Genomic DNA, 21,413 nt, shown 5'->3' with positions numbered 1-21,413 from the left:
ACGTACACCCGTATACGTCCCGGTGGTTAGCTGTCGCCCAGGTAGCTGAAGCCAATAATGATAAGAAGTCAGCGCAGAAGGGACATAAAAGTGAGGTCGATACGTCGGCCTTGTGTGCCCACCCTGCGGTCCCCGAATGAATGTGCACACCCCGCGGTGCGTTGCCTGGCGCAGCGTGATTGAGGGTTGCCCATGATCAGGGGCAGTGGGGCGGATGGCGTTTTATCATAGGTGCTACTGATGTTTAAAAAAGTAAACACTGCCCTGCTGGGGCTGGCTTTGTCGATGGGGATCACTTCCGTTCACGCGGAAGAGGCAAAGAAAGTCGATGTGCTGCTGATCGGCGGCGGCATCATGAGTGCAACCCTGGGTGTGTGGCTCAATGAGCTGCAACCGGACTGGTCGATGGAGATGGTCGAGCGCCTCGATGGCGTGGCCGAAGAAAGCTCCAACGGCTGGAACAACGCCGGTACCGGTCACTCGGCTTTGGCTGAGCTGAACTACACCCCGGAAGACAAGAACGGCAACGTTGAGATCCCGAAAGCGGTCGAGATCAACGAAGCGTTCCAGATCTCCCGTCAGTTCTGGTCCTGGCAGGTTCAGCAGGGCGTCCTGAAGAACCCGCGTTCGTTCATCAACTCCACTCCGCACATGAGCTTCGTGTGGGGCGATGACAACATCAAGTTCCTGAAGAAGCGTTACGAAGCGCTGCAGGCGAGCCCGCTGTTCGCCGGCATGCAGTACTCCGAGGACCCGGCGCAAATCGCCAAATGGGTTCCGCTGATGATGGAAGGGCGTGACCCGAACCAGAAAATCGCGGCCACCTGGACCCCGATCGGTACGGACGTGAACTTCGGCGAGATCACGCGCCAGTTCGTCGCTCACCTGCAAACTACGCCGAAGTTCGACCTGAAACTGTCGAGCGAAGTGCAGGACATCACCAAGAACGCCGATGGCACCTGGCGTGTCAGCTACAAGAACCTGAAAGACGGCACCAAGACGGAAACCGACGCCAAGTTCGTGTTCATCGGCGCGGGCGGCGGTGCACTGCACCTGCTGCAGAAGTCGGGCATTCCTGAAGCCAAGGAATACGCGGGCTTCCCTGTTGGCGGTTCGTTCCTGGTCACCGATAACCCAACGATTGCCGAGCAGCACCTGGCCAAGGCCTACGGTAAAGCTTCCGTTGGCGCACCGCCGATGTCGGTTCCGCACCTGGACACCCGCGTGCTGGATGGCAAGCGCGTGATTCTGTTTGGCCCATTCGCTACCTTCTCGACCAAGTTCCTGAAAGAAGGCTCGTACCTGGACCTGCTGACCAGCACCACCACCCACAACATCTGGCCAATGACCAAAGTCGGTATCCGCGAATACCCACTGGTCGAGTACCTCGCCGGCCAACTGATGCTGTCGGATGACGACCGCTTCAAGGCGCTGCAAGAGTACTTCCCGAACGCCAAGAAAGAAGACTGGCGCCTGTGGCAAGCCGGTCAGCGTGTGCAGATCATCAAGCGTGACGAAGAGCAGGGCGGCGTCCTGAAACTCGGTACCGAAGTGGTCAGCTCCGCCGACAACACCATCGCCGGCCTGTTGGGTGCATCGCCAGGCGCGTCCACCGCGGCTCCGATCATGCTGACCGTGCTGCAGAAAGTGTTCAAGGAACAGGTTGCTTCCCCGGCCTGGCAGGAAAAGCTGCACCAGATCGTGCCTAGCTACGGCACCAAGCTGAACGACAGCCCTGAAGCTGTGGCTAAAGAATGGGCCTACACCGCCAACATTCTGCAGCTGACGCCTCCACCTGCGATTCCGCAGCTGACTGCTCCGAAAGCCACCGAGGCTGCAAAGCCTGCGGCTGAGCCGAGCAAGCCAGCTTCTGACCTCGCGCTGTAAGACGTTGGTGCGGTCCTGATTCAGGGCCTGCGCAACGTAAAAAGCCCGCTGAACCGGTGACGGTCAGCGGGCTTTTTTGCAGGTGTCACCAATGAGCGGGTACTTCGACCTGCCGCTCTGCAGCTGCCAACGCTGCCTTCAGTCCCTCTTTATCCAGAGGTATGCAGTACGCCGGCTTGGCGCGTTCAAACCGCCAGCTCTCATCCAGCCCACCGGCATCTACTGCGTCGAAGCCGATCTCGTCCAGCAGGGCGATGACTTGCGCCTTGGCTGCCGGGTCATCCGCCGCGACCGGGAGCGCGCGCCGGTCGGGTGCGCCGCGGCTGCGAGCATCCTGGGTCAGGTCCGGCGCCAGGATAGCGTTGAACACTTTCACCACATTTGATTGCGACAGGTGCTCGGCCACCAACCGGCTGGTGGTGGTTTCAAAGCGGTCGAGCACGGGAATATGGCCGTCGCGGTTCGGGTAGTAGTTGTTGGCATCCATCACGGTTTTGCCTTCCAGCCACTGCGCCGGCACGCTGCGGTAATGTTCGAACGGAATCGCCAGCAGGACCAGTTCGCCAAATTGCGCGGCGTCTTGCGCAGTACCCACTTGAACCCCACGAATGCCACTCAGCACGCTGCTCATCGACTGCGGGCCGCGGGAGTTGCTCAACATCACTTCATGGCCGGCCGCCAACGCCAACTGCGCAACGGCGCGTCCGATAAAGCCTGCTCCGATGATGCCAATTTTCATGTCGGTGCTCCTGAGTTGAGAGAGACGTTATGATGATTGGCTACTGGATGAGGATAAATGGCCGTTCTGGTCTTGGTGTTGTTACTCGGAGTTGTGAATGATGGACCGCCTTTCAAGCATGAGTGCCTTTGTGATGGCTGCCGAACTGGGGTCCTACGCCCGTGCTGCCGAACGCCTGGGAATGTCGCCGCAGATGGTAGCCAAGCATGTGGCGGCGCTGGAGCGGCGGCTGGGCGCACGCCTGCTCAACCGCACCACACGCCGGCAAAGCCTGACGGAGTTGGGAAGCGCGTACTACGAGCGCTGCAAACATATCCTGACAGAGGCAGAGGCCGCAGACTCCCTCGCCCAGATCATGAATGACACACCACGGGGCAAGCTCAAGATCAGCGCCCCGGTGACTTTTGGCTCCTACAGCCTGATGCCACTGGTGACCGAATTTTTACGCGACAACCCCGAGGTGGAAATCGACCTGCACCTGACCGACCGGTTTGTCGACCTGGTGGAGGAGGGCTACGAAGTGGCGTTCCGTATCGGCCCGCTGGCGAACAGCAGCCTCACCGCCCGGCCGCTGCAGCCCTACCGCCTGGTGGTCTGTGCGGCACCCAAATACCTGGCCGAGCGCGGCACGCCGCTGACGCCCGCTGACCTTGAACACCACGAGTGCCTGGGATACGCCTACTGGTCACGTCCGGCTGATCGCGAATGGTCGTTCTACCAAGGCGCCGTCCTGCACAAGGCCCAGGTCGCCAGCCGCCTGCACGTGAATGAAAGCCGGGCCTTGATGTCGGCCGCGCGGGATGGTTTCGGGGTTGTGCTGGGGCCTGAGGATTTCTTACGCTCGGCGCTCAAGAGCGGTGAGTTGGTGCGAGTGCTGCCGGACTATGAGGCGCCAAGTCGGCAGATGCATTTGCTCTACACCGCGAATCGCCAGCGCACCGCCAAGCTGCGGCGATTTGTCGATGCGGTGCTGTTGCGTTTCGGACCACCCTAGACGCTGAAGCCGGCCTTGACCTGCTCATACAGATGCAGTGCCAACAGGTTGCTGCTGTCGCCAAGCAGGTACAGGTGATGCAGCGGCAGCGGCGGCAGTTCAGCTCCAGCAATCTGGCGCGTCAATCCCTTACCCATGCGGCTTTCTTCCACCAACCCCACCGCCATGCCACTGCGGATACACGCTTCAACAGCGGGCGAACTCGCGCTTTCCAGCAGCACCCGATAGTAAGTGCCGTGCTCCTTCAGCGCTCGAATCGCTGCAGCGCGATAAGGGCAACCTGTCAGTTGCACGGCAATCGGCAGTGGCGCCTGCGGTGGGCAGCTGAAGTGTTCGGCGGCCACCCACAGCGGCTGGATTTCTCCCAGGCGCTCGCCTTGTTCCAACGGCTGGGCGCTGACAATCAGGGCCAGGTCCAGCTGCCTGCTGGCGAACAGCGTGAGCAGTTCGCCACTGGAGCGCGCTTCTACCTCCAGTTCCAGCAATGGGTTGTCGGCGACCAGGCGGGGCAGGAACTCCTGCATGAAGTCTGGCGCGTAAGAATCAGGCAAACCCAGGCGAATCTTGCCCTGCATGCGTTGTGGCGTGAGGGAGGCCAGCAAGCGGTCGTGGCTCTTGAGGAATTCGGTGGTTTCGCCCAGGAGTTTCTTGCCGTACATCGTCAGTTCAACCCCCTGGTTGCTGCGGCTGAACAGGCGTTGGCCGACCTGGTTTTCGAGCTTCTGGATCTGCGTGGTCACCGTCGAGGCACTGCGATGCACATGATTGGCCGCTTCGTTGAATCGCTGGAAGCGGGCCACCGCGTGGAAAGTGCGCAACAGGTCAATATTCAGTTGTTTGCTCATGATTCCACTTTTAAGGATTAGTGGTACAGATTATTCAAATATACAGAATCATGCGCGGCACTTAGCCTTTTGGTCAATCAAGCGAACCGGAGGCTCAATGAAGCGATCAACCGTGGGGCGGTTGCTGTTACAGGCGGTGTTCGTGCTGTCGTGGAGTTCGGGGTTTATCGGCGCGAAACTGGCGACCCGGAGTGATGGCGTGTTCAACGTGCTGTTCTGGCGTTTCTTGCTGGTGTCGTTGTGCCTGGCGCTGTTTTTGAACGTGCGGCTGCTGAAGGTTTCCTGGGCACAGATCCGCCATCACGCGGTGGTGGGTTTCCTCTCGCAGTTTCTCTATTTGACCTGTGTCTACGTGGCGATCCAGAACGGTTTGCCGCCGGGGATTGCGGCGATCATCGCGGCCCTGCAGCCATTGATGACGGCGGCGCTGTCATCGGGTAGCCACGCCGAACGCAGCGGCGGCTGGCAGTGGCTGGGGTTGATGATCGGTTTTGCCGGCGTGTCGATCGTCATCTTCGGGCAATACCGCAACAGCGGGGCCGAAGTCGGGTCGGTCATGTATGCATTGCCCCTGGTGTCGGCACTCGGTCTGACCGTGGCCACGCTGTACGAACGGCGGGCGGCCCGCACTGACTCCGGCGACCTGAGCCTGGCGTTGTTTATCCAGTCGTTGCTGACCTTGATCGGCTTTGCTGCAGCGGTGCTGTACACCGATACGCTGAGCATTCCGCGGACCCCCGACGTATTGATCTCCATCGTTTGGCTGACGGTGTTCTCTACTTTCGTGGCTTACCTGAGCCTGTGGATGTTGTTGCGCGTAATGACGGCTACCCATGTGGCGACATTGGTGTACCTGGAGCCTCCCGTGACACTGGTGTGGGCGGCACTGATGTTTGGCGATGAGATTCATGCATCGACGTATGCAGGGATCGCCGTGGTGGTGGCCGGGCTGATTCTGGTGCGACTGAAACAGCCGGTCGCAGTCTGTGCCTCTTGAAAAGGTCAGTTTTTCTTTACCTGCTGTCTGCCCGTGGGTTCAGCAAGCTGACAGTTGGCACCTGTTAAAAAGTCTTATGGCCAAGCAGGAGCGCGGCTGGAACAAGGGGGCATTTTTTTTACCGGTATAAACGCTGGGCGGTTACGCCCGAGGATTCTGTATGTTGTTACGTTATGCGGCATTGGCGGCTTTGGTCGTCGCGGCTTCCGGGTGTGTAGAGGAGCGGGTCGTACATGATCGACGACCGGTGCAGCGTGAATATGTAGAAGTCGTCGCGCCGCAACCGCCGCCGGTGCAGGTCATCGAGGTCGAGCCCGAAGGGCGGCCAGGTTACCTGTGGTCGCGTGGCTACTGGCGTTGGGAAGGCGGGCGCTATGTGGCGGTTCACGGCCACTGGGAGCCGGTACGGCCAGGTTATCGTTATGTTCACCCGCATTGGGAGCAGCGTAACGACGGCTATCACTGGCAGGGCGGCGGTTGGGTTCGCTGACCGTTTTCCGATGGCTTAAATCGGCTTCTTCGTACCCAGAAGCCGAACTTCCCTGAGCAGCGCCGCGCCCAACTGGCCGGTGCCAAGCTCCTTGTAACCCACCGCTTTAACATCGCCATTCTCTTCCGCCTGGATGAGGATCACCGGTGTTTCCTTGCCGGTGCCTTCGTCGACATGCATGGCGTACTGCGGGATATCCAGCTTGATCGGCGTGCCTGCCGCCTTGCCCTTCACATTGATCAGAAACGCCGCACAACCGGTATCCACATCCTGACTGGTAGCGGAGCGACCGCTGACGAAGCAGGTGTCGGGCAGGTCGGGCCAGGCGATGGCTTCGGCGAGGGTCAATGGGGACGTTAATGCCAGGCCGGCGAGAAAAAGCGTGCGCACGTTGGTCTTGTCTCTGGATAAAGTCAGTAAGGGCATTTTCTACCAAAGCCTTGACGCTTCTGCAACGCGTCGCCTCAGGTCAGCCGCCGCATGCCGGTAGCCTTGGCCGCGCTGACATCAAATGTCGCCGTATATTCACAGCCTGCTGCGTGGGCGCAGCGTTCAATCAGGCAGTCGGCGAAATCGGCCCTGGTGCTTGTAAATCGCCGGAGTGCCTGCCAGATAACGTCGGCGTGCTCTACGGTCAGTTCGCGGGTACGCAGCAGCGTCTCCAGGACCGCAACCACTTCACTCTTGGCTGACTGGTAACTGGACTGCAGGACCCACACCAGTTCCACCACTGAAACCAGGCTGACAAAACCCGGCGAGGCAGTGGTGAGCGACTCGATCAGTCTGGATGCCTTTGGCGATTGGACGGGATCATCCTGGGTGACGTAACGCACCAGCACATTGGTATCCAGTCCAATCATCGTGCTTTGGCTCCCTGTGCAGCGATGGCCAGGTTCATTTCTTCGATGCTGACGGGCTTGGCGGGTTTGCGGATCAGCCCTTTGAGGTCCAACACAGTCTTGCTGGCCGCGATGATCGCAAACTTGCCCTCTTCCATTTCGACGAATTCGACCCGGTCGCCAGTGTTCAGCCCAAGTGCGGCCCTGACTTGAACGGGAATGGTTATTTGGCCTTTTGAAGTGAGTGTGGCGGTAGCCATGTTGAAAGCCTCTCTCGTGATACTCCTTACCTTAGGGTAAGGAATAGTGGAGGGCAAGATCCATTGGTCCATAGGTTACTCATCTGGCGTGGGTGGGTCGGAACAGGTAAAACGATAGTCCGAACGTTTCCCGTCGACACGCCTGAAACCAGCCTTAAGAGATACAACATATGACCGACCGCCACCTCATCATCCCCACTTCCATGCACCCCATCGTCGAGCGCGCCGGCTACGTCCCGGCCGTAAAAGTCGGCAAGACCCTGTACTGCGCAGGGCAGGTCGGCCGCACGGAACACCTGGAAGTCATCACCGATCCCGAGGCACAGTTCGTCGCCGCCTGGGAGAGCCTGCGCCTGGTATTGGAGGAGGGGGGCTGTACGTTTGAAGACGTGGTCGACATGACCACCTACCACGTGAACATGAGCGAGCACATGGCGGTTTTCCGTGAAGTGAAAAACCGCCTGTTCCCTCGCGGGTTGTGCGCCTGGACGGTCATTGGCGTATCAGAACTGGCCAACCCAGGCTTGCTGCTGGAGATCAAGTGCGTAGCGGTTCAGCGCTGACTCACTGCACCACGCGGTAGCACGGCACGTAGGCGGCGCCGCCTGGCAGTTTCATCCGGTGCTGCTCTACGAACGCCTTCAGCAACTCATCCAGCGGTTTCATGATCGCCGGGTCGCCATGAATCTCATACGGCCCGTTCTGCTCGATCAGGCGGATGCCCTTGTCCTTGACGTTGCCGGCCACAATCCCCGAGAACGCCCGGCGCAGGTTGGCCGCCAGTTCATGGGGCGGCAGCGCGTGGCTCAGTTGCAGGCTGGCCATGTTGGCGTGGGTCGGGTCGAACGGGCGCTGGAAGCCCTCGTCGATCTTCAGCAGCCAGTTGAAGTGGAACGCGTCGTTGCGTTCGCGGCGGAACTGTTTGACCGCTTTCAAGCCGGCGGTCATCTGCCGTGCCACCTCAGCCGGGTCGTCAATGATGATCTGGTAGTGAGCCTGGGCCGCTTCGCCCAGGGTCGCGCCGACGAACGCGTGCAACTGTTGCAGGTACGGCGCGGCGTGTTTCGGCCCGGTGAGGATCACCGGGAACGGCACGTCGCGGTTGTCCGGGTGCATCAGGATGCCCAGCAGGTACAGGAACTCTTCGGCGGTGCCGGCGCCGCCCGGGAAGATGATGATGCCGTGGCCGACGCGCACGAAGGCTTCCAGGCGCTTTTCGATGTCCGGCAAAATCACCAGCTCATTGACGATCGGGTTCGGCGCCTCGGCGGCGATGATCCCCGGCTCGGTCAGGCCCAGGTAACGCCCGCCGGTAATGCGTTGCTTGGCGTGGGAAATGGTCGCGCCCTTCATCGGGCCTTTCATCACGCCGGGGCCGCAGCCGGTGCATACGTCGAGGCTGCGCAGGCCGAGCTCGTGGCCGACTTTCTTGGTGTATTTGTATTCTTCGGTATTGATCGAGTGCCCGCCCCAGCACACCACGATCTTCGGCTCGACGCCCGGGCGCAGGGTGCGGGCGTTGCGCAGCAGGTGGAACACGTAGTCGGTGATGCCCTGGGAGCTGCTCAGGTCGATGCGCTGGCTGTCCAGTTCGTTTTCGGTGTAGACGATGTCACGCAGGGCGCTGAACAGCATCTCACGGGTACTGGCGATCATTTCACCATCGACGAACGCGTCAGCCGGTGCATTCAACAGTTCCAGGCGCACGCCACGGTCCTGCTGGTGGATGCGCACTTCGAAATCTTTATAGGCGTCGAGGATGGTCTTGGCGTTGTCGATGTGCGCGCCGGTGTTGAGGATGGCCAGGGCGCATTGACGGAAGAGGGTGTAGATGCTGCCGGTACCGGCTTCGCTCAGTTGCTGGACTTCACGTTGCGACAGCGTTTCAAGGCTGCCTTTAGGGCTTACGGAGGCATTGATGACTTGTCTTTGGGGCATTCTGATTCCCTGAAAGCACAGCCACCGGACCAGGCATGGCCAGTGGCTTGAGGATAGTGCGCGCCGTTTTCGGTCGCATTGGACTGGCATTTTCCCCGGCACTGGAGCCGAGCGCAAACACCGTCGCGCACCATCATGCCGCAGAAGTTACTGAATCAGCTTCCAGTTTTTGTAGAAAAACCGACGCAGGGTAAAGACTGCTCCGGCAAAGGCCGCGATCAGGCCGTTGAGCACCGACGGCACCAGGGTTGGCCGCACGATGTCGATGAACAGGCAGTAGCGCTTGGCGTCGTTCTTGTTGAAGGAGGCATGCATCAGCGTGTCATCGAAGATAAACAGCGGATCATCGTGCCAGTAGTGTTTGTGCTTGCCGACCTGGATGTAGACGCCATCGTGATGGGGCGCCGGTGCCATGTTGTAGAGCACGCGGAACATCATGCGCAGCGGGCCGAAGTGAAACGAGGTGGAACGGTTTTCGTTGAATACCGACACGCCGATGGTTTTCACGTAGGGCAGTTTTTCCCGCAGTTGCGGGATATCCAGGGTGGTCTCGATCGGGCGGCCGTACCATTGGAAAAACAGCATGCCGCGTTTTTTCTCGGCCATGCGCTCGTCCAGGTACTGGATGATCTCGTCTTTGTTGGCCATGGCGTCGTCGATCACCTTTTGCAGGTCTTCGCGCCAGGCGGGCGGCAGGTCGTTCATTTTATAAACGTGGCGATTGCGCTGGCTCAACAGGTCAAACAGCGTGTTGAACGGCGCCAGCAACCAGGTATTGCGGCCGTTGCCGATGAAATACTTCTTGATGGTCGCGCCGTCGTACAGGCCATTGCGCAGGAAATCGTACAGGCCGCAGAACACCACCAGCAGCAGAAACACCAGGGTGGTTTTGGGGAAGCAATAAATGAACAGCAAGACGCCAAGGACCCAGGCGGCGGACGCCAGGCGTTTGCGGATGACACTCTTACTCATGAAACTGGGCTCCATCGGGCGATTTTCGATTGCTTCAAAACCGTCTGCGATTGACTGGCCGGCCAGGCAAAAGAGTCAGTCAACCCGTGGGGCATCATGCCTGAGCTGAAACATATCGAAATAACATGGTCATGATAGGGTGTTATCGCCCTCACGTGGCGTTTTAAATGCTGGAAATTTGTGAAGTCACTGCACAGATTTTTACCGCTGTCCCCCTAAAATGCCTCGGCGGATGGCCAGGCTGGCGGTGTTGCGGATAGCATTTTGTGAACAGAAGATTTGCGACTATCGTGACGCTTCGGTTTTCCGGGCGTCATAGACCGGTACGATTGACGCTGTAATGGCCACCATTGGCCTTCGGCACCTTGGAAGAGGCAGAAATTTTATGATCATCAAACCGCGGGTTCGTGGCTTTATCTGTGTGACCGCTCACCCGGTTGGCTGTGAAGCGAATGTCAAAGAGCAGATCGACTACGTGACCGAACACGGTGCCATTGAAGGCGGCCCGAAAAAGGTGCTGGTCCTCGGGGCTTCCACCGGCTACGGCCTGGCCGCGCGCATCAGCGCTGCCTTTGGCTGCGGCGCCGACACCCTGGGCGTGTTTTTTGAGAAAGAAGGCGAAGAAGGCAAGCTCAGCTCTGCCGGCTGGTACAACAGCGCCGCCTTCGAGAAGTTTGCGCTGGAAAAAGGCCTGTACGCCAAGAGCATCAACGGCGATGCGTTCTCTGACGAGATCAAGCGCCTGACCATCGAAACCATCAAGAAAGACCTCGGCAAGATCGACCTGGTGGTCTACAGCCTGGCCGCGCCACGCCGTACCGACCCGCAAGGCGTGGTGCACAACTCCACCCTGAAGCCGATCGGCAAGGCTGTGACCCTGCGCGGCATCAACACCGACAAGGGCGTCGTGGTCGACACCACCCTCGAACCGGCCACCCAGGAAGAAATCGACGGCACCGTGAAAGTCATGGGCGGCGAAGACTGGCAGCTGTGGATCGACGCCCTGCGTGACGCCGACGTGTTGGCCGAAGGCGCCAAGACCACTGCGTTCACCTACCTCGGCGAGAAGCTGACCCAGGACATCTACTGGAACGGCTCCATCGGCGAAGCCAAGAAAGACCTGGACAAGAAAGTCCTGACCCTGCGCGAAAACCTCGCGGCGCTGAAAGGCGACGCCCGTGTGTCGGTACTCAAGGCAGTAGTGACCCAGGCCAGCTCGGCGATCCCGATCATGCCGCTGTACCTGTCGTTGCTGTTTAAAGTGATGAAAGAGCAGGGCACCCACGAAGGTTGCATCGAGCAGGTCTACGGCCTGTTCAAGGACAGCCTGTATGGCAAAGAGCCCAAGCTCGACGCCGACGGCCGCCTGCGCGCCGACCTCGCGGAACTTGAGCCTAAGGTTCAGGACGCGGTAGCGGCCCTGTGGAATCAGGTCTCCGATGACAACGTCAACGAGATCAGCGATTTTGCCGGCTACAAGGCGGAATTCCTGCGCCTGTTCGGTTTCGAGATCGACGGCGTGGACTACGACGCTGACGTGAATCCGACCGTGAAGATCAAGGGCCTGATTCAGGCTTAAGCGCTTGCGGTAACGAAGAAGCGGCCTCCAGGGGCCGCTTTTTTGTGCGCGTCATGCCAGACTGCGGTCGTTATCACACCCACGCTAACGGAGGATCTACATGACGATTCGTGCAGTCGTTTTTGATTTCGGCGGTGTCCTGTTCGACTGGAACCCGCACCATCTCTACCGCCAGCTGATTACCGACGACCGGGAGCGCCAACAGTTCCTGGACACCGTCTGCACCCAGGCCTGGAACACCGAGCAGGACGCCGGGCGCAGTCTGGCTGAGGGCACCCGCGCGCTGATCGCCGAACATCCGCAGCATGCACCACTGATCCAGGCGTACTACGACCGCTGGCACGAGATGCTGCGTGGTTCATTGCCGGAGGGCGTGGCGATCCTCGAAGCGTTGCATGAGGCGAAGATGCCGCTGTTCGGCCTGACCAACTGGTCCGCCGAGACCTTTCCCTATGCCCGCGCCCACTATCCCTTCCTGCAGTATTTTCGCGACATCGTGGTGTCCGGCGAAATCAAGCTGATCAAGCCCGATCCTGCGATTTACCACGCCAGCCTGGCGCAGGTGCGCGCCCATTTGCCGGATATCCAGCCGGGTGAAGTGGTGTTTATTGACGATGTAGCCGGCAATATCGAGGCGGCCACTGCGCTGGGTTGGCAGGGGATTCACCACGTGTCTGCCGCGCAGACCCGTGAGCGCTTGATCGAGCTGGGGGTGAGCCTCTAGCGCGCCCATTTCTCCATGACGAAGTCCACGAACGCCCGCAGCTTGGGCAGGCGATAGCGGTCCTGGGCGTACAGCAAATGCATGGGCCGGCTGGGCAGTTGGTAGTCCGTCAGTAATGCCACCAGTTTACCGGCCCGCAGGTCTGGCTCGACCAGGGCGTCAGGCAGCATCACGATGCCCATGCCTTCCAGGGCAGCCTGGCGCAAGGCCTGCGAACTGTTGATGGTCAATGAGCCGGAAACCGGAATTTCCACGTCGCCCTCTGCGCCGCGCATTCGCCACAACTTGTCGGCGTTGCGCCAATCGTCGGTCGCCGGGTAAGCGAACGCCAGGCAGTCATGTTGCTGCAGATCATCGGGGCGTTGAGGTGTGCCACGGCGCGCCAGGTACTCCGCAGAGGCGCAGAGGGTGATGGTGTAATCCTGCATGGGGCGGGCAATCAGGCTTGGCGCGTCCAGGCCGCCCAAGCGGATGGCCACGTCGAACCCGCTGTCGACCATGTCCATCCGCTGGTTGCTCAGCACCACGTACAGCTTGATCTGTGGGTAGCGCTGGGAAAATTCGCTGAGCGCCGGTGCCAGGCGTTCGGTGCCAAAGGCCGGTGGTGCGGTGATCCGCAGCAGGCCCTTGGGCACGTCACTGTTGGCTTGTTCGGCCATCTGCTCGGAGTCGGCCACCAGGCCCAGCACCTCCAGGCAACGCTGGTAATAAATCCCGCCAAACTCGGTCAGGCTTTGCTTGCGCGTGGTGCGCTTGAGCAGGCTGACGCCCAGGCGTTGTTCCAGCGCGCGCAGGTGATTGCCGACCATTGTGGTGGACATGCCGCACGCCTGCGCTGCCGCCGTCATGCTGCCGGCTTCCACCACTTTTACGTACACCGTCATCGCCTGGAACAGATCCATTATCAAGCCCTGGTTTAAAGTGATCGCAGTGTTGTGCAGTTTATCCAGCTCGGGTGGCTAACGATACTGGTGCCATCACTACGATGCACTGGAGCCTGATGCCATGACCGCCGCCTGCCTGATGACCACTTATCAACCGTCGCCCCTGAGCTTTACCCGAGGCCTTGGCACGCGCCTGTGGGACCAGCAGGGCCGTGAATACCTGGATGCGGTGGCAGGTGTGGCGGTGACCAACGTCGGTCATTCCCATCCGCGGCTGGTAGCGGCCATCAGTGAGCAGGCCGGTTTGCTGCTGCACACCTCCAACCTCTACAGCATCGACTGGCAGCAGCGCCTGGCCCAGCGCCTCACCCGGCTCTCCGGGCTGGACCAGGCGTTCTTCAACAACTCCGGTGCCGAAGCCAACGAAACGGCGCTGAAGCTGGCCCGGCTGCATGGCTGGAAAAAGGGTATCGAACAGCCGCTGGTGGTGGTGATGGAGAATGCCTTTCACGGGCGCACCCTGGGCACCCTGTCCGCCAGCGACGGGCCTTCCGTGCGGTTGGGATTTCAAAAACTGCCGGGGGACTTTATCAAGGTCGGCTTCGGTGACTTGAAGGCACTGGAGGCCGTGACCCGGGAGTTTGGCCCGCGCATTGTTGCGGTGCTGCTTGAGCCGATCCAGGGCGAAAGCGGCGTGCAAGTCGCGCCGCCGGGCTATCTGAAAGCCTTGCGCGAGCACTGCACCCGGCAAGGCTGGTTGTTGATGCTCGATGAGATCCAGACCGGGATCGGCCGTACAGGTCGCTGGTTTGCCTTCCAGCATGAAGGCATCGTGCCGGACGTGATGACTTTGGCCAAAGGCCTCGGCAACGGTGTGCCGATTGGCGCGTGCCTGGCCCGGGCCGCTGTTGCGCAACTGTTTACCCCCGGCAGCCACGGCAGCACCTTCGGCGGCAACCCGCTGGCCTGCCGTGTCGGTTGTACGGTGCTGGAGATCATCGAAGAACAAGGCCTGCTGGACAACGCGGCGCAACAGGGTGAGCGGCTGCTGGCGCGCCTGCGGGTGGAATTGAACGAGCATCCCCAGGTGCTGGCGATTCGCGGGCAAGGGCTGATGATCGGCATCGAACTGGCAACGCCTCAGCGCGACCTGGCCCACCGTGCGGCGCAAGAGCATGGCCTGCTGATCAACGTCACGCGGGGCAAGATCATCCGCCTGCTGCCGCCGCTGACCATCGATGCCAAGGAAGTGGAGATGATCGTACGCGCACTTTCCCGGCTTCTGAACTAAACACGGATGAGGCTGACGCGGAGCGTCACTGGCTGCATTCCCACGCAGAGCGTGGGAACGATCAGTCAAACGGGGTAGCCGGAGCCCACCTGCACCCCGTTCAGCCATTCCTGATTCAGGGTCTCGGTATCCCCCAGGTAATCCAGCAACCAGGCCATGGCCGGCGACAGTTTGTTCTGTGCCCAGGCCACGCACGACGGGCTGGCAGGGAAGGGCCGGGACAGTTGCAGGGCGCTCAGCTCGCCGCGCTCGATCCACGGCTGCACCAGGTGCGCCGGTGCCATGCCGACGCACAAGCCGTCCCGCAGGCAATCAATCGCCGAAGCCCAGTGCGGCACCACCAAACGACGCTGGTTATCCAGGGTCCAGGTGTCGCGCTTGGGCAGGTTGCGCGAGGTGTCGGTCATGCACAGGGAGGCGAAGGGCCGCAGTTGGTCATCGCTGAGCAGGCCTTCGACCGCTGCCAGCGGATGCCGGCTGCTGACCACGCACAGCCAGTTCAGCAGGCCCATGTCACGAAATGTGAATTGACTGGCCACCGGCACCGCGCTGGTGGCGCCGATCACGATATCGGTGCGGTCATCGGCCAGGGCATCCCACACCCCGTTGTACACCTCGTAATCCAACAGCAATTCCACCTCCGGGAACTGCCGATAGAAATCCAGTACCAACTGCCGGCAGCGCTGCTGTTTAACGATGGAGTCCACCGCGACTTTCAACTGGCCACTCCAGCCATTTGCCACTTGCTGGCACAGCCGGCGGGTGCCGAGCATTTTTTTCATGACGCCGCGGGCTTCGTCGATGAACAATTTACCCGCGGGTGTCAGCTCCACATCCCGATGCCGTCGGACGAACAGCGGCACCGCCAGCCATTCTTCGAGTTGCCGCACGGTGTAGCTGATGGCTGACGGCACGCGGTGCAGTTCCTGGGCGGCGGCGCTGAAGCTGCCGTGGCGGGCCACTGCATCCACCACATCCAGGGAATATTCAGACCACATGGGGTTTGCCTTCAAAATTATTGATAAGAGTGTCCAATTATTATCGCTTCACAGGGATTTGCTCAGCTTCATAATAGGCGCCAGTCAGCAAATAGTTTGATGGCAGGTTATACAAGGCTTCAATGAAAAATTCTTTTGGATTCACCTGGTACCTGGCGGGGCTGAGCATGCTCGGCTATCTGGCCATGGATATGTACTTGCCGGCGTTTGGCGCCATGGGCGAGCAACTGCAGATTTCCCCCGGCGCGGTGGGCGCGAGCCTGAGCATTTTCCTCGCCGGCTTTGCCGTCGGGCAGTTGCTGTGGGGGCCGCTGTCCGACCGGTTGGGACGCAAGCCGGTGCTGCTTACGGGCCTTTCCCTGTTTGTGCTCGGCTGCCTGGGGATGTTCTGGGTCGAGACCGCACCGCAGCTGTTGGCCTTGCGTTTTGTCCAGGCGATTGGCGTGTGTTCCGCCGCCGTCAGTTGGCAGGCGCTGGTGATCGACCGCTACCCGGCGGACAAGGCCCATCGGGTGTTCGCCGGCATTATGCCGCTGATGTCACTGTCTCCGGCCCTGGCGCCATTGCTGGGAGCGCTGATGCTGAATCACTGGGGCTGGCAGGCGATTTTCGGTGTGTTGTTGGTGGTTTCGCTGCTCCTGCTGCTGCCTACGTTGTTTCTCAGGCCGCTGCCGAAACGCCTGACAACCGACGGCGAACCGTCCCGAATCGGCTATGGGCAATTGCTCAAGTCGCGGGTGTTCACCGGCAACGTGATGATCTTTGCCGCATGCTCGGCCAGTTTCTTCGCCTGGCTTACCGCCTCGCCGTTCATCCTTGGCGGGATGGGCTACAGCCCGAATGACATCGGCTTGAGCTACGTATTGCCAACGCTGTCGTTCCTGATCGGTGGCTACAGTTGCCGCAGTGCGTTGCAGCGGTTCCAGGGCAAGACTTTGTTGCCGTGGCTGCTGCTGGCGTACTGCATCAGCATGGTCGCGCTGTACCTCGTCGCGACCTTGACCGTGCCGACGCTCGCCACCTTGCTGATTCCGTTCTGCCTGATGGCCCTGGTCAATGGCGCCAGCTATCCGATCGTGGTGGCGAATGCACTGATGCCGTTTGCGGAAAATTCCGGCAAGGCGGCGGCATTGCAGAACACCTTGCAGTTGGGGTTGTGCTTCCTGGCGAGCCTGATCGTGTCGTCGATGATCGACCAGCCGCTGTTGATCACTGCGATCGTGATGCTGGCGACCGCGCCATTGGCCGTGTTGGGCTACTGGCTGGCGCGACCGAAGGTCGACGATGGCGATGCCGACCTGGTGCGCGCCCGCTAGAACGTCACTTCCATGTTCACCGTCGGCGTTGATGTGCGGCTGCCCCGGCCGCCGTCCACGCCGAACTTGTTATGCCAATACTCATACCCGACGCCCAGGTAGAGATTGGGCTTGACGCTTTTGCCCGGGCGCACCGCCACCATCAGCGCGGTGCGCATCAGGGTTTCCGGCGCCGTATCGCGGCCATGGAAGTCCTCGCCCTTTTCCCCGACGTGATTGATAAACCCCTGAAACTTCGCCCCGTGGTTGCCGATCTCGAAAGGCCGCATCCAGGTCAGGTTGAGCATGTAGGTATCGTCGAAGGTGTGGTCGGATTCTTTCGCACCGGGGATGCCGGAATGGTTCCTTTCCTTGTAGTACATCAGGCTCAGGTCCAGCACACCGACGGTGTTGAACTTCAAGGTCGGGCCAATCACCAGTGCGCGTTTTTTCGCCGAGGCCAGGTTGTTGTTGCGGTTGGCGTCAAAGCCGAAGGTGAGGGCGTAATCCTTGATCACCCCGGTGCCGAGCGGTACATCGAATACCCGTGAGGCATACAGCTGGTGCCGGTACACGGCATACACTTCGCTGCCGCCGTGGTCGGTGCCCTTGCGTGGGTCGCGGCTGTCGGACAGGAACACATCGAGGTTCAGGTAGTTGCTGCCGTACTGGTAGCCGCTGGCGTGGGTGAAGCTGTAGATGCGCTTGCTGAACTCATCCGGGTTGTTCGGATTGGTGAACTGTTGCCCGTAGCGAAATCCCAGGCTGTTGTTCATCCATTCCAGCGCGACAGCCTCCCCGCCGCCGAACAATGTGAGTAATACGGTTGCGCCGTGCAGTGCCTTTTTCATTGTTTTAATTCCTTTGGCGTTTTGGCTCATGGCGACCGCGCAAGGGTCGCCGGGCGCAGTATCGGCACATCCGTTGTGGGTTCCAAAGAACAGAATCTCGCCTGGGCCGATGCCGAAACGGCAGCACTGAAGCTGGCCTGAGAGTCAGGAAATACGTGGCGCCGAGGGCGTTTCCTGATGTTCGCGCAAGTTGATTTCTTCACTGAGCAGATGGGCCATGGCTTGCACCGCCATCGGCAAGTCCCGGTCTTTGCGGGCGTACAAGCCCAGGTCGCTGAAGATCCCGCCCTGGTCGCTGAGCGGAATGTGCAGCAGTTCGCCGCGGGCTAAATCTACCTCCACGCCAATGCGCGTCTGGAACGCGATGCCCAGTTGCTGGCGCGCCAGTTGCCGGGCCAGCTCCATCGAGTTGCTGTGCAGCAATGGCTTGTTCGTCGCCGCCGAACGCTTGTGCAGCGGTGCGATCAGGTGGTGAACCGAGAGCTCGCTCTTGGCCTGGATCACCCCGTGTTCACAGCAGCGCGCGTAACTCACGCTGCTTTCACCGGCCAACGGATGCCCCGGTGCCATCAACGCCCCCAGGCGGAAATGGCCGACACACACCTGGATGGTTTCGCTGCTACGCGGTAAGGCAAAGGCCAACCCCAGGTCAGCCTGGCCGTTGACCACCGCACCGGGAATCGATTGCGAACCTTGTACCGTGACGCCAATGGTCACTTTCGGATAACGCTCACGCATGCGCTTGAGGGCGGCGGGTAGCAGCTCCACAGTGGCGCCTTCCACCGTGGCGATTTCCACGTGGCCGGTCTGCACACCGTTCAAGCCATCCAGTTCACCGCGCACGCGCTCCACGTCCTGCAACAGGAAACTCACGTGGCGGGTCAGGATTTCCCCGGCCGCCGTCAGGCGCAGGCCGCCGGGCAGGCGCTCGAACAGCGCCGCGCCCACCTCGTCTTCCAGCTTGAGGATCTGCCGGTTCACCGCCGAAGACGCCACGTTCAGGCGGCGCGCGGCTTCGCGGATCGAGTGGCAGCGGCGAACCATGTCGAAGTAGTAAATCGCCGGGGCGTGGATGCGCAGCTTGCGGTTGAGCATTTTTTTCAAGTCCTTGTGCGCAGCGCTTCGAGCCACGGGGCAGGGCGGCTGAATGGATTTTTGTAACGGCGTTCAGGGTGTTCTTGTGAAAATGATTGTATACAACTCTATGGACATCCAATCTTTCTATTGCATACAGTGAGTGCACAACAAAAACAGAGAACCCCTCACCATGACTATCCCGAAGACGTCACCGCAGCGGCCAGAAGATGAGAATCTCGGCGTCGCGGCCAACATGGCTTACGGCCTGCAGCATGTGCTCACCATGTACGGCGGCATCGTGGCTGTACCGTTGATCGTCGGCCAGGCGGCCGGGTTGTCGCCGGCCGATATTGGCCTGCTGATCGCTGCCTCGCTGTTTGCCGGAGGCCTGGCTACGCTGTTGCAAACCCTGGGCCTGCCGTTTTTCGGCTGCCAGTTGCCGCTGGTGCAAGGGGTGTCCTTTGCCGGGGTGGCGACCATGGTGGCGATTGTTGGCAGCGACGGCGCGGGTGGCATCCCGGCGATTCTCGGGGCGGTGATGGCCGCCTCCCTGATAGGCCTGCTGATCACCCCGGTGTTCTCGCGAATCACCAAATTCTTCCCGCCGTTGGTCACCGGGATTGTGATCACTACCATCGGCCTGACGTTGATGCCCGTCGCCGCCCGCTGGGCCATGGGCGGCAACAGCCGCGCCGCAGATTTCGGCAGCATGCCGAACATCGGCCTGGCGGCGCTGACCCTGGTGCTGGTATTGCTGCTGAGCAAGATCGGTAGCGCGACCATCTCGCGACTGTCGATCCTGCTGGCGATGGTGATCGGCACGGTTATCGCGGTGTTCCTCGGCATGGCTGACTTCTCCAGCGTGACCCAGGGCCCGATGTTCGGCTTTCCCACGCCATTCCATTTCGGCATGCCAACCTTCCATCTCGCGGCGATCATTTCCATGTGCATCGTGGTCATGGTGACGCTGGTGGAAACCTCGGCGGACATTCTGGCGGTGGGTGAAATCATCGACACCAAGGTCGACTCCAAGCGCCTCGGCAATGGCCTGCGTGCGGATATGCTGTCGAGCATGTTTGCGCCGATCTTCGGCTCGTTCACCCAGAGCGCGTTTGCACAGAACGTCGGGCTGGTGGCGGTTACCGGGGTCAAGAGCCGTTATGTGGTCGCCACCGGTGGGATATTCCTGGTGATCCTCGGCCTGCTGCCGTTCATGGGGCGGGTGATTGCGGCAGTGCCGACTTCGGTGCTGGGCGGGGCCGGGATCGTGCTGTTCGGCACCGTGGCTGCCAGTGGTATCCGGACCTTGTCCAAGGTTGATTACCGCAACAACATGAACCTGATCATCGTCGCCACTTCCATCGGTTTTGGCATGATCCCGATTGCGGCCCCGAGTTTCTACGATCACTTCCCGAGCTGGTTCGCGACCATTTTCCATTCGGGGATCAGTTCGTCGGCGATCATGGCGATCCTGTTGAACCTGGCGTTCAACCACTTCACCACGGGCAACTCGGACCAGCAGTCGGTATTCGTTGCCGGGACGGAACGCAGCCTGTGCTTCCAGGACGTGGCGGCGTTGCGGGACGGGGATTACTTCAGCGGCGGCAAGCTGTTTGATGCCGAGGGCAAGGAGATTCCGTTGCTGGAGGAAGTGCCGAAGAAAGCGGCCGTGCACGGCAGGGCACAGACCAGCGAGGTGTAACAGCCACAAAGAGTCCAATGTGGGAGCGGGCTTGCTCGCGAAGGCGGTGTGTCAGTCGCTAAATATGCTGACTGATCCACCGCCTTCGCGAGCAAGCCCGCTCCCACATTTTGATCTCAGCCAGTCTTGAGCGTTCTGTGGGGCACCGAACAAGCCTCATCCAGAAACTGCACCACTGTCCCCATGCACGCCTGTCGCTCTTCAACATGCGGCATGTGGCTGGAGTCTTCGAACAGCGCCCAGCGCACATCGGCGATCTCATCCAGGAACGGCTTGACCACCAGCGGCGTGGCCTCGTCATGGCGACCGGAAATCACCAGGGTCGGCACATTGACCTTCGACAGCCGGCCGATCACGTTCCAGTCTTTCAAGCTGCCAATTACATGGAATTCCGTCGGGCCGCTCATGGCGTGATACACCGTCGGGTCCGAATCCACCTGGGCGAATGTGCGGGCGACTTCTTCCGGCCACGGATTGACCCGGCACACGTGCTGGTCATAGAAAATCCGCGAGGCGGCCAGGTATTCAGGGTCCTGGTAGGTGCCGGCCTGTTCATGCTTGAGCAAGGTCTCGTGCACGCCTTCAGGCAGTAGCTTGCGCAGGCGGTTGGCCTCGGCAACCCAGGTACGCATGCAGGTCGGCGAGTTGGCCGGAATAAATGCACGCAGGCCCTTGGGTTGCAGGATGGCGTGTTCGCTGCCGAGCATGCCGCCCCAGGATTGACCCAGGATCGCGTAGTTGTTGCTGATCTGCAGGTGGTCCAGCAGGTTGTCCAGTTCTTCGAGGAACAAGCCGACGGTCCAGAATGAAGGGTCTTTGTCAGGCAGGTGGGTGGAGCGGCCGTTGCCCAGTTGGTCGTAGTGAATGACCGCGTGGCCACTGGCGGCTACGTCCTTGTAGGCATCGACATAATCATGGGTACAACCCGGGCCACCATGGAGGATGACCAGCGGCGTGAGGCCGCTGTCCAGGTCGCCGGTTACCCGATACCAGGTCTGGTAGTCGCGAAAGGCCGCATAGCCTTCGCGGATTGTTTCGATGAATTCCATTT

The 21,413-nt window shown here is 60.6% G+C and carries 22 protein-coding genes; 10 read left to right on the top strand and 12 right to left on the bottom strand.

Annotation, left to right across the window (positions count from 1 at the left end):
- Positions 1-240 precede the first annotated feature (240 nt).
- Positions 241-1,887, top strand: coding sequence for a malate dehydrogenase (quinone) (gene mqo, locus HX801_RS24145; RefSeq protein ID WP_003218888.1), 1,647 nt, complete (start codon positions 241-243; stop codon positions 1,885-1,887).
- Between the two features lie 85 nt (positions 1,888-1,972).
- Here mqo and HX801_RS24140 read toward each other — a convergent pair whose 3' ends face one another.
- The gene (locus tag HX801_RS24140; RefSeq protein WP_008437644.1) at positions 1,973-2,626 is read right to left on the bottom strand and encodes an NADPH-dependent F420 reductase; all 654 of its coding nucleotides are present in this window, start codon (positions 2,624-2,626) and stop codon (positions 1,973-1,975) included.
- 97 nt (positions 2,627-2,723) lie between these two features.
- Here HX801_RS24140 and HX801_RS24135 point away from each other — a divergent pair, with 97 nt between their 5' ends.
- Positions 2,724-3,620, top strand: coding sequence for a LysR family transcriptional regulator (locus tag HX801_RS24135; protein WP_173406091.1), 897 nt, complete (start codon positions 2,724-2,726; stop codon positions 3,618-3,620).
- Here HX801_RS24135 and HX801_RS24130 read toward each other — a convergent pair.
- Entirely contained in the window at positions 3,617-4,465 is an 849-nt protein-coding gene (locus HX801_RS24130) for a LysR substrate-binding domain-containing protein (RefSeq protein ID WP_177022879.1), read from the bottom strand. The two genes, HX801_RS24135 and HX801_RS24130, sit on opposite strands and share 4 nt — an antisense overlap.
- 97 nt (positions 4,466-4,562) lie before the next feature.
- Between HX801_RS24130 and HX801_RS24125 the strand changes: the two genes are divergently transcribed.
- The gene (locus tag HX801_RS24125; RefSeq protein WP_177022878.1) at positions 4,563-5,462 is read left to right on the top strand and encodes a DMT family transporter; all 900 of its coding nucleotides are present in this window, start codon (positions 4,563-4,565) and stop codon (positions 5,460-5,462) included.
- A 160-nt stretch (positions 5,463-5,622) separates the two neighbouring features.
- Positions 5,623-5,952, top strand: a complete 330-nt coding sequence (locus HX801_RS24120) for a YXWGXW repeat-containing protein (protein WP_023659079.1) — start codon at positions 5,623-5,625, stop codon at positions 5,950-5,952.
- A 15-nt stretch (positions 5,953-5,967) separates the two neighbouring features.
- Here the strand turns inward: HX801_RS24120 and HX801_RS24115 are convergent, their stop codons facing one another.
- The 3 genes from HX801_RS24115 to HX801_RS24105 form a co-directional block, all read right to left on the bottom strand.
- Entirely contained in the window at positions 5,968-6,342 is a 375-nt protein-coding gene (locus HX801_RS24115; RefSeq protein WP_032899669.1) for a hypothetical protein, read from the bottom strand.
- Positions 6,343-6,416: 74 nt separating this feature from the next.
- The gene (locus HX801_RS24110; protein ID WP_003218874.1) at positions 6,417-6,812 is read right to left on the bottom strand and encodes a PIN domain-containing protein; all 396 of its coding nucleotides are present in this window, start codon (positions 6,810-6,812) and stop codon (positions 6,417-6,419) included.
- Positions 6,809-7,123 (bottom strand): AbrB/MazE/SpoVT family DNA-binding domain-containing protein, encoded by a 315-nt coding sequence (locus HX801_RS24105; protein ID WP_003218872.1) that lies wholly within the window; start codon positions 7,121-7,123, stop codon positions 6,809-6,811. The genes HX801_RS24110 and HX801_RS24105 overlap by 4 nt, the downstream gene beginning before the upstream one ends.
- A gap of 98 nt (positions 7,124-7,221) precedes the next feature.
- Here HX801_RS24105 and HX801_RS24100 point away from each other — a divergent pair, with 98 nt between their 5' ends.
- Positions 7,222-7,614 carry a RidA family protein gene (locus HX801_RS24100; protein ID WP_003218870.1) on the top strand — a complete coding sequence of 131 codons (393 nt, stop codon included), beginning with the start codon at positions 7,222-7,224 and terminating at the stop codon, positions 7,612-7,614.
- 1 nt (position 7,615) lies between these two features.
- On the opposite strand, the gene ppnN is transcribed toward HX801_RS24100, so the two are convergent.
- Together ppnN and HX801_RS24090 are read right to left on the bottom strand one after the other, a co-directional pair.
- A complete protein-coding gene (gene ppnN, locus HX801_RS24095) occupies positions 7,616-8,989 on the bottom strand; it encodes a nucleotide 5'-monophosphate nucleosidase PpnN (RefSeq protein WP_088424477.1) in 1,374 nt (457 codons plus the stop codon).
- Positions 8,990-9,136: 147 nt separating this feature from the next.
- Entirely contained in the window at positions 9,137-9,961 is an 825-nt protein-coding gene (locus tag HX801_RS24090; protein ID WP_177008102.1) for an aspartyl/asparaginyl beta-hydroxylase domain-containing protein, read from the bottom strand.
- 385 nt (positions 9,962-10,346) lie between these two features.
- Between HX801_RS24090 and fabV the strand changes: the two genes are divergently transcribed.
- Together fabV and HX801_RS24080 are read left to right on the top strand one after the other, a co-directional pair.
- Positions 10,347-11,540, top strand: coding sequence for an enoyl-ACP reductase FabV (fabV, locus tag HX801_RS24085; protein WP_003218863.1), 1,194 nt, complete (start codon positions 10,347-10,349; stop codon positions 11,538-11,540).
- Between the two features lie 100 nt (positions 11,541-11,640).
- Entirely contained in the window at positions 11,641-12,264 is a 624-nt protein-coding gene (locus HX801_RS24080) for an HAD family phosphatase (protein WP_177022877.1), read from the top strand.
- On the opposite strand, the gene HX801_RS24075 is transcribed toward HX801_RS24080, so the two are convergent.
- Positions 12,261-13,166, bottom strand: coding sequence for a LysR family transcriptional regulator (locus tag HX801_RS24075; RefSeq protein ID WP_177022876.1), 906 nt, complete (start codon positions 13,164-13,166; stop codon positions 12,261-12,263). The genes HX801_RS24080 and HX801_RS24075 overlap by 4 nt on opposite strands.
- Positions 13,167-13,269: 103 nt before the next feature.
- Here HX801_RS24075 and HX801_RS24070 point away from each other — a divergent pair, with 103 nt between their 5' ends.
- Entirely contained in the window at positions 13,270-14,439 is a 1,170-nt protein-coding gene (locus tag HX801_RS24070) for an aspartate aminotransferase family protein (protein ID WP_177022875.1), read from the top strand.
- A 65-nt stretch (positions 14,440-14,504) separates the two neighbouring features.
- Here the strand turns inward: HX801_RS24070 and punR are convergent, their stop codons facing one another.
- On the bottom strand, positions 14,505-15,437 hold the full coding sequence (gene punR / locus HX801_RS24065; protein WP_003218855.1) for a DNA-binding transcriptional activator PunR: 933 nt from the start codon (positions 15,435-15,437) through the stop codon (positions 14,505-14,507).
- 122 nt (positions 15,438-15,559) lie between these two features.
- On the opposite strand from punR, the gene punC reads away from it, so the two are divergent.
- Positions 15,560-16,753 carry a purine nucleoside transporter PunC gene (gene punC / locus HX801_RS24060; RefSeq protein WP_102368415.1) on the top strand — a complete coding sequence of 398 codons (1,194 nt, stop codon included), beginning with the start codon at positions 15,560-15,562 and terminating at the stop codon, positions 16,751-16,753.
- On the opposite strand, the gene HX801_RS24055 is transcribed toward punC, so the two are convergent.
- On the bottom strand, positions 16,750-17,583 hold the full coding sequence (locus HX801_RS24055; protein ID WP_177022874.1) for a nucleoside-binding protein: 834 nt from the start codon (positions 17,581-17,583) through the stop codon (positions 16,750-16,752). The genes punC and HX801_RS24055 overlap by 4 nt on opposite strands.
- A 144-nt stretch (positions 17,584-17,727) precedes the next feature.
- Positions 17,728-18,678 (bottom strand): LysR family transcriptional regulator, encoded by a 951-nt coding sequence (locus HX801_RS24050; RefSeq protein WP_177022873.1) that lies wholly within the window; start codon positions 18,676-18,678, stop codon positions 17,728-17,730.
- Between the two features lie 172 nt (positions 18,679-18,850).
- Here HX801_RS24050 and HX801_RS24045 point away from each other — a divergent pair, with 172 nt between their 5' ends.
- Positions 18,851-20,362 (top strand): nucleobase:cation symporter-2 family protein, encoded by a 1,512-nt coding sequence (locus tag HX801_RS24045; RefSeq protein WP_177022872.1) that lies wholly within the window; start codon positions 18,851-18,853, stop codon positions 20,360-20,362.
- Positions 20,363-20,478: 116 nt separating this feature from the next.
- Here HX801_RS24045 and HX801_RS24040 read toward each other — a convergent pair whose 3' ends face one another.
- Positions 20,479-21,411: a proline iminopeptidase-family hydrolase gene (locus HX801_RS24040; protein ID WP_003218843.1), complete on the bottom strand. Its 933-nt coding sequence runs from the start codon at positions 21,409-21,411 to the stop codon at positions 20,479-20,481.
- Positions 21,412-21,413: the final 2 nt, after the last annotated feature.

The organism is Pseudomonas sp. G1002, assembly GCF_013385455.1.
GTDB lineage: Bacteria > Pseudomonadota > Gammaproteobacteria > Pseudomonadales > Pseudomonadaceae > Aquipseudomonas.
This window is presented reverse-complemented; position numbering and strand designations above follow the sequence as displayed.

Coding starts and splice junctions, on each gene's coding strand:
- mqo (WP_003218888.1), top strand. CDS start 241: ATGTTTAAAAAAGTAAACACTGCCCTGCTGGGGCTGGCTTTGTCGATG.
- HX801_RS24140 (WP_008437644.1), bottom strand. CDS start 2,626: ATGAAAATTGGCATCATCGGAGCAGGCTTTATCGGACGCGCCGTTGCG.
- HX801_RS24135 (WP_173406091.1), top strand. CDS start 2,724: ATGATGGACCGCCTTTCAAGCATGAGTGCCTTTGTGATGGCTGCCGAA.
- HX801_RS24130 (WP_177022879.1), bottom strand. CDS start 4,465: ATGAGCAAACAACTGAATATTGACCTGTTGCGCACTTTCCACGCGGTG.
- HX801_RS24125 (WP_177022878.1), top strand. CDS start 4,563: ATGAAGCGATCAACCGTGGGGCGGTTGCTGTTACAGGCGGTGTTCGTG.
- HX801_RS24120 (WP_023659079.1), top strand. CDS start 5,623: ATGTTGTTACGTTATGCGGCATTGGCGGCTTTGGTCGTCGCGGCTTCC.
- HX801_RS24110 (WP_003218874.1), bottom strand. CDS start 6,812: ATGATTGGACTGGATACCAATGTGCTGGTGCGTTACGTCACCCAGGAT.
- HX801_RS24105 (WP_003218872.1), bottom strand. CDS start 7,123: ATGGACCAATGGATCTTGCCCTCCACTATTCCTTACCCTAAGGTAAGG.
- HX801_RS24100 (WP_003218870.1), top strand. CDS start 7,222: ATGACCGACCGCCACCTCATCATCCCCACTTCCATGCACCCCATCGTC.
- ppnN (WP_088424477.1), bottom strand. CDS start 8,989: ATGCCCCAAAGACAAGTCATCAATGCCTCCGTAAGCCCTAAAGGCAGC.
- HX801_RS24090 (WP_177008102.1), bottom strand. CDS start 9,961: ATGAGTAAGAGTGTCATCCGCAAACGCCTGGCGTCCGCCGCCTGGGTC.
- fabV (WP_003218863.1), top strand. CDS start 10,347: ATGATCATCAAACCGCGGGTTCGTGGCTTTATCTGTGTGACCGCTCAC.
- HX801_RS24080 (WP_177022877.1), top strand. CDS start 11,641: ATGACGATTCGTGCAGTCGTTTTTGATTTCGGCGGTGTCCTGTTCGAC.
- HX801_RS24075 (WP_177022876.1), bottom strand. CDS start 13,166: ATGGATCTGTTCCAGGCGATGACGGTGTACGTAAAAGTGGTGGAAGCC.
- HX801_RS24070 (WP_177022875.1), top strand. CDS start 13,270: ATGACCGCCGCCTGCCTGATGACCACTTATCAACCGTCGCCCCTGAGC.
- punR (WP_003218855.1), bottom strand. CDS start 15,437: ATGTGGTCTGAATATTCCCTGGATGTGGTGGATGCAGTGGCCCGCCAC.
- punC (WP_102368415.1), top strand. CDS start 15,560: ATGAAAAATTCTTTTGGATTCACCTGGTACCTGGCGGGGCTGAGCATG.
- HX801_RS24055 (WP_177022874.1), bottom strand. CDS start 17,583: ATGAAAAAGGCACTGCACGGCGCAACCGTATTACTCACATTGTTCGGC.
- HX801_RS24050 (WP_177022873.1), bottom strand. CDS start 18,678: ATGCTCAACCGCAAGCTGCGCATCCACGCCCCGGCGATTTACTACTTC.
- HX801_RS24045 (WP_177022872.1), top strand. CDS start 18,851: ATGACTATCCCGAAGACGTCACCGCAGCGGCCAGAAGATGAGAATCTC.
- HX801_RS24040 (WP_003218843.1), bottom strand. CDS start 21,411: ATGGAATTCATCGAAACAATCCGCGAAGGCTATGCGGCCTTTCGCGAC.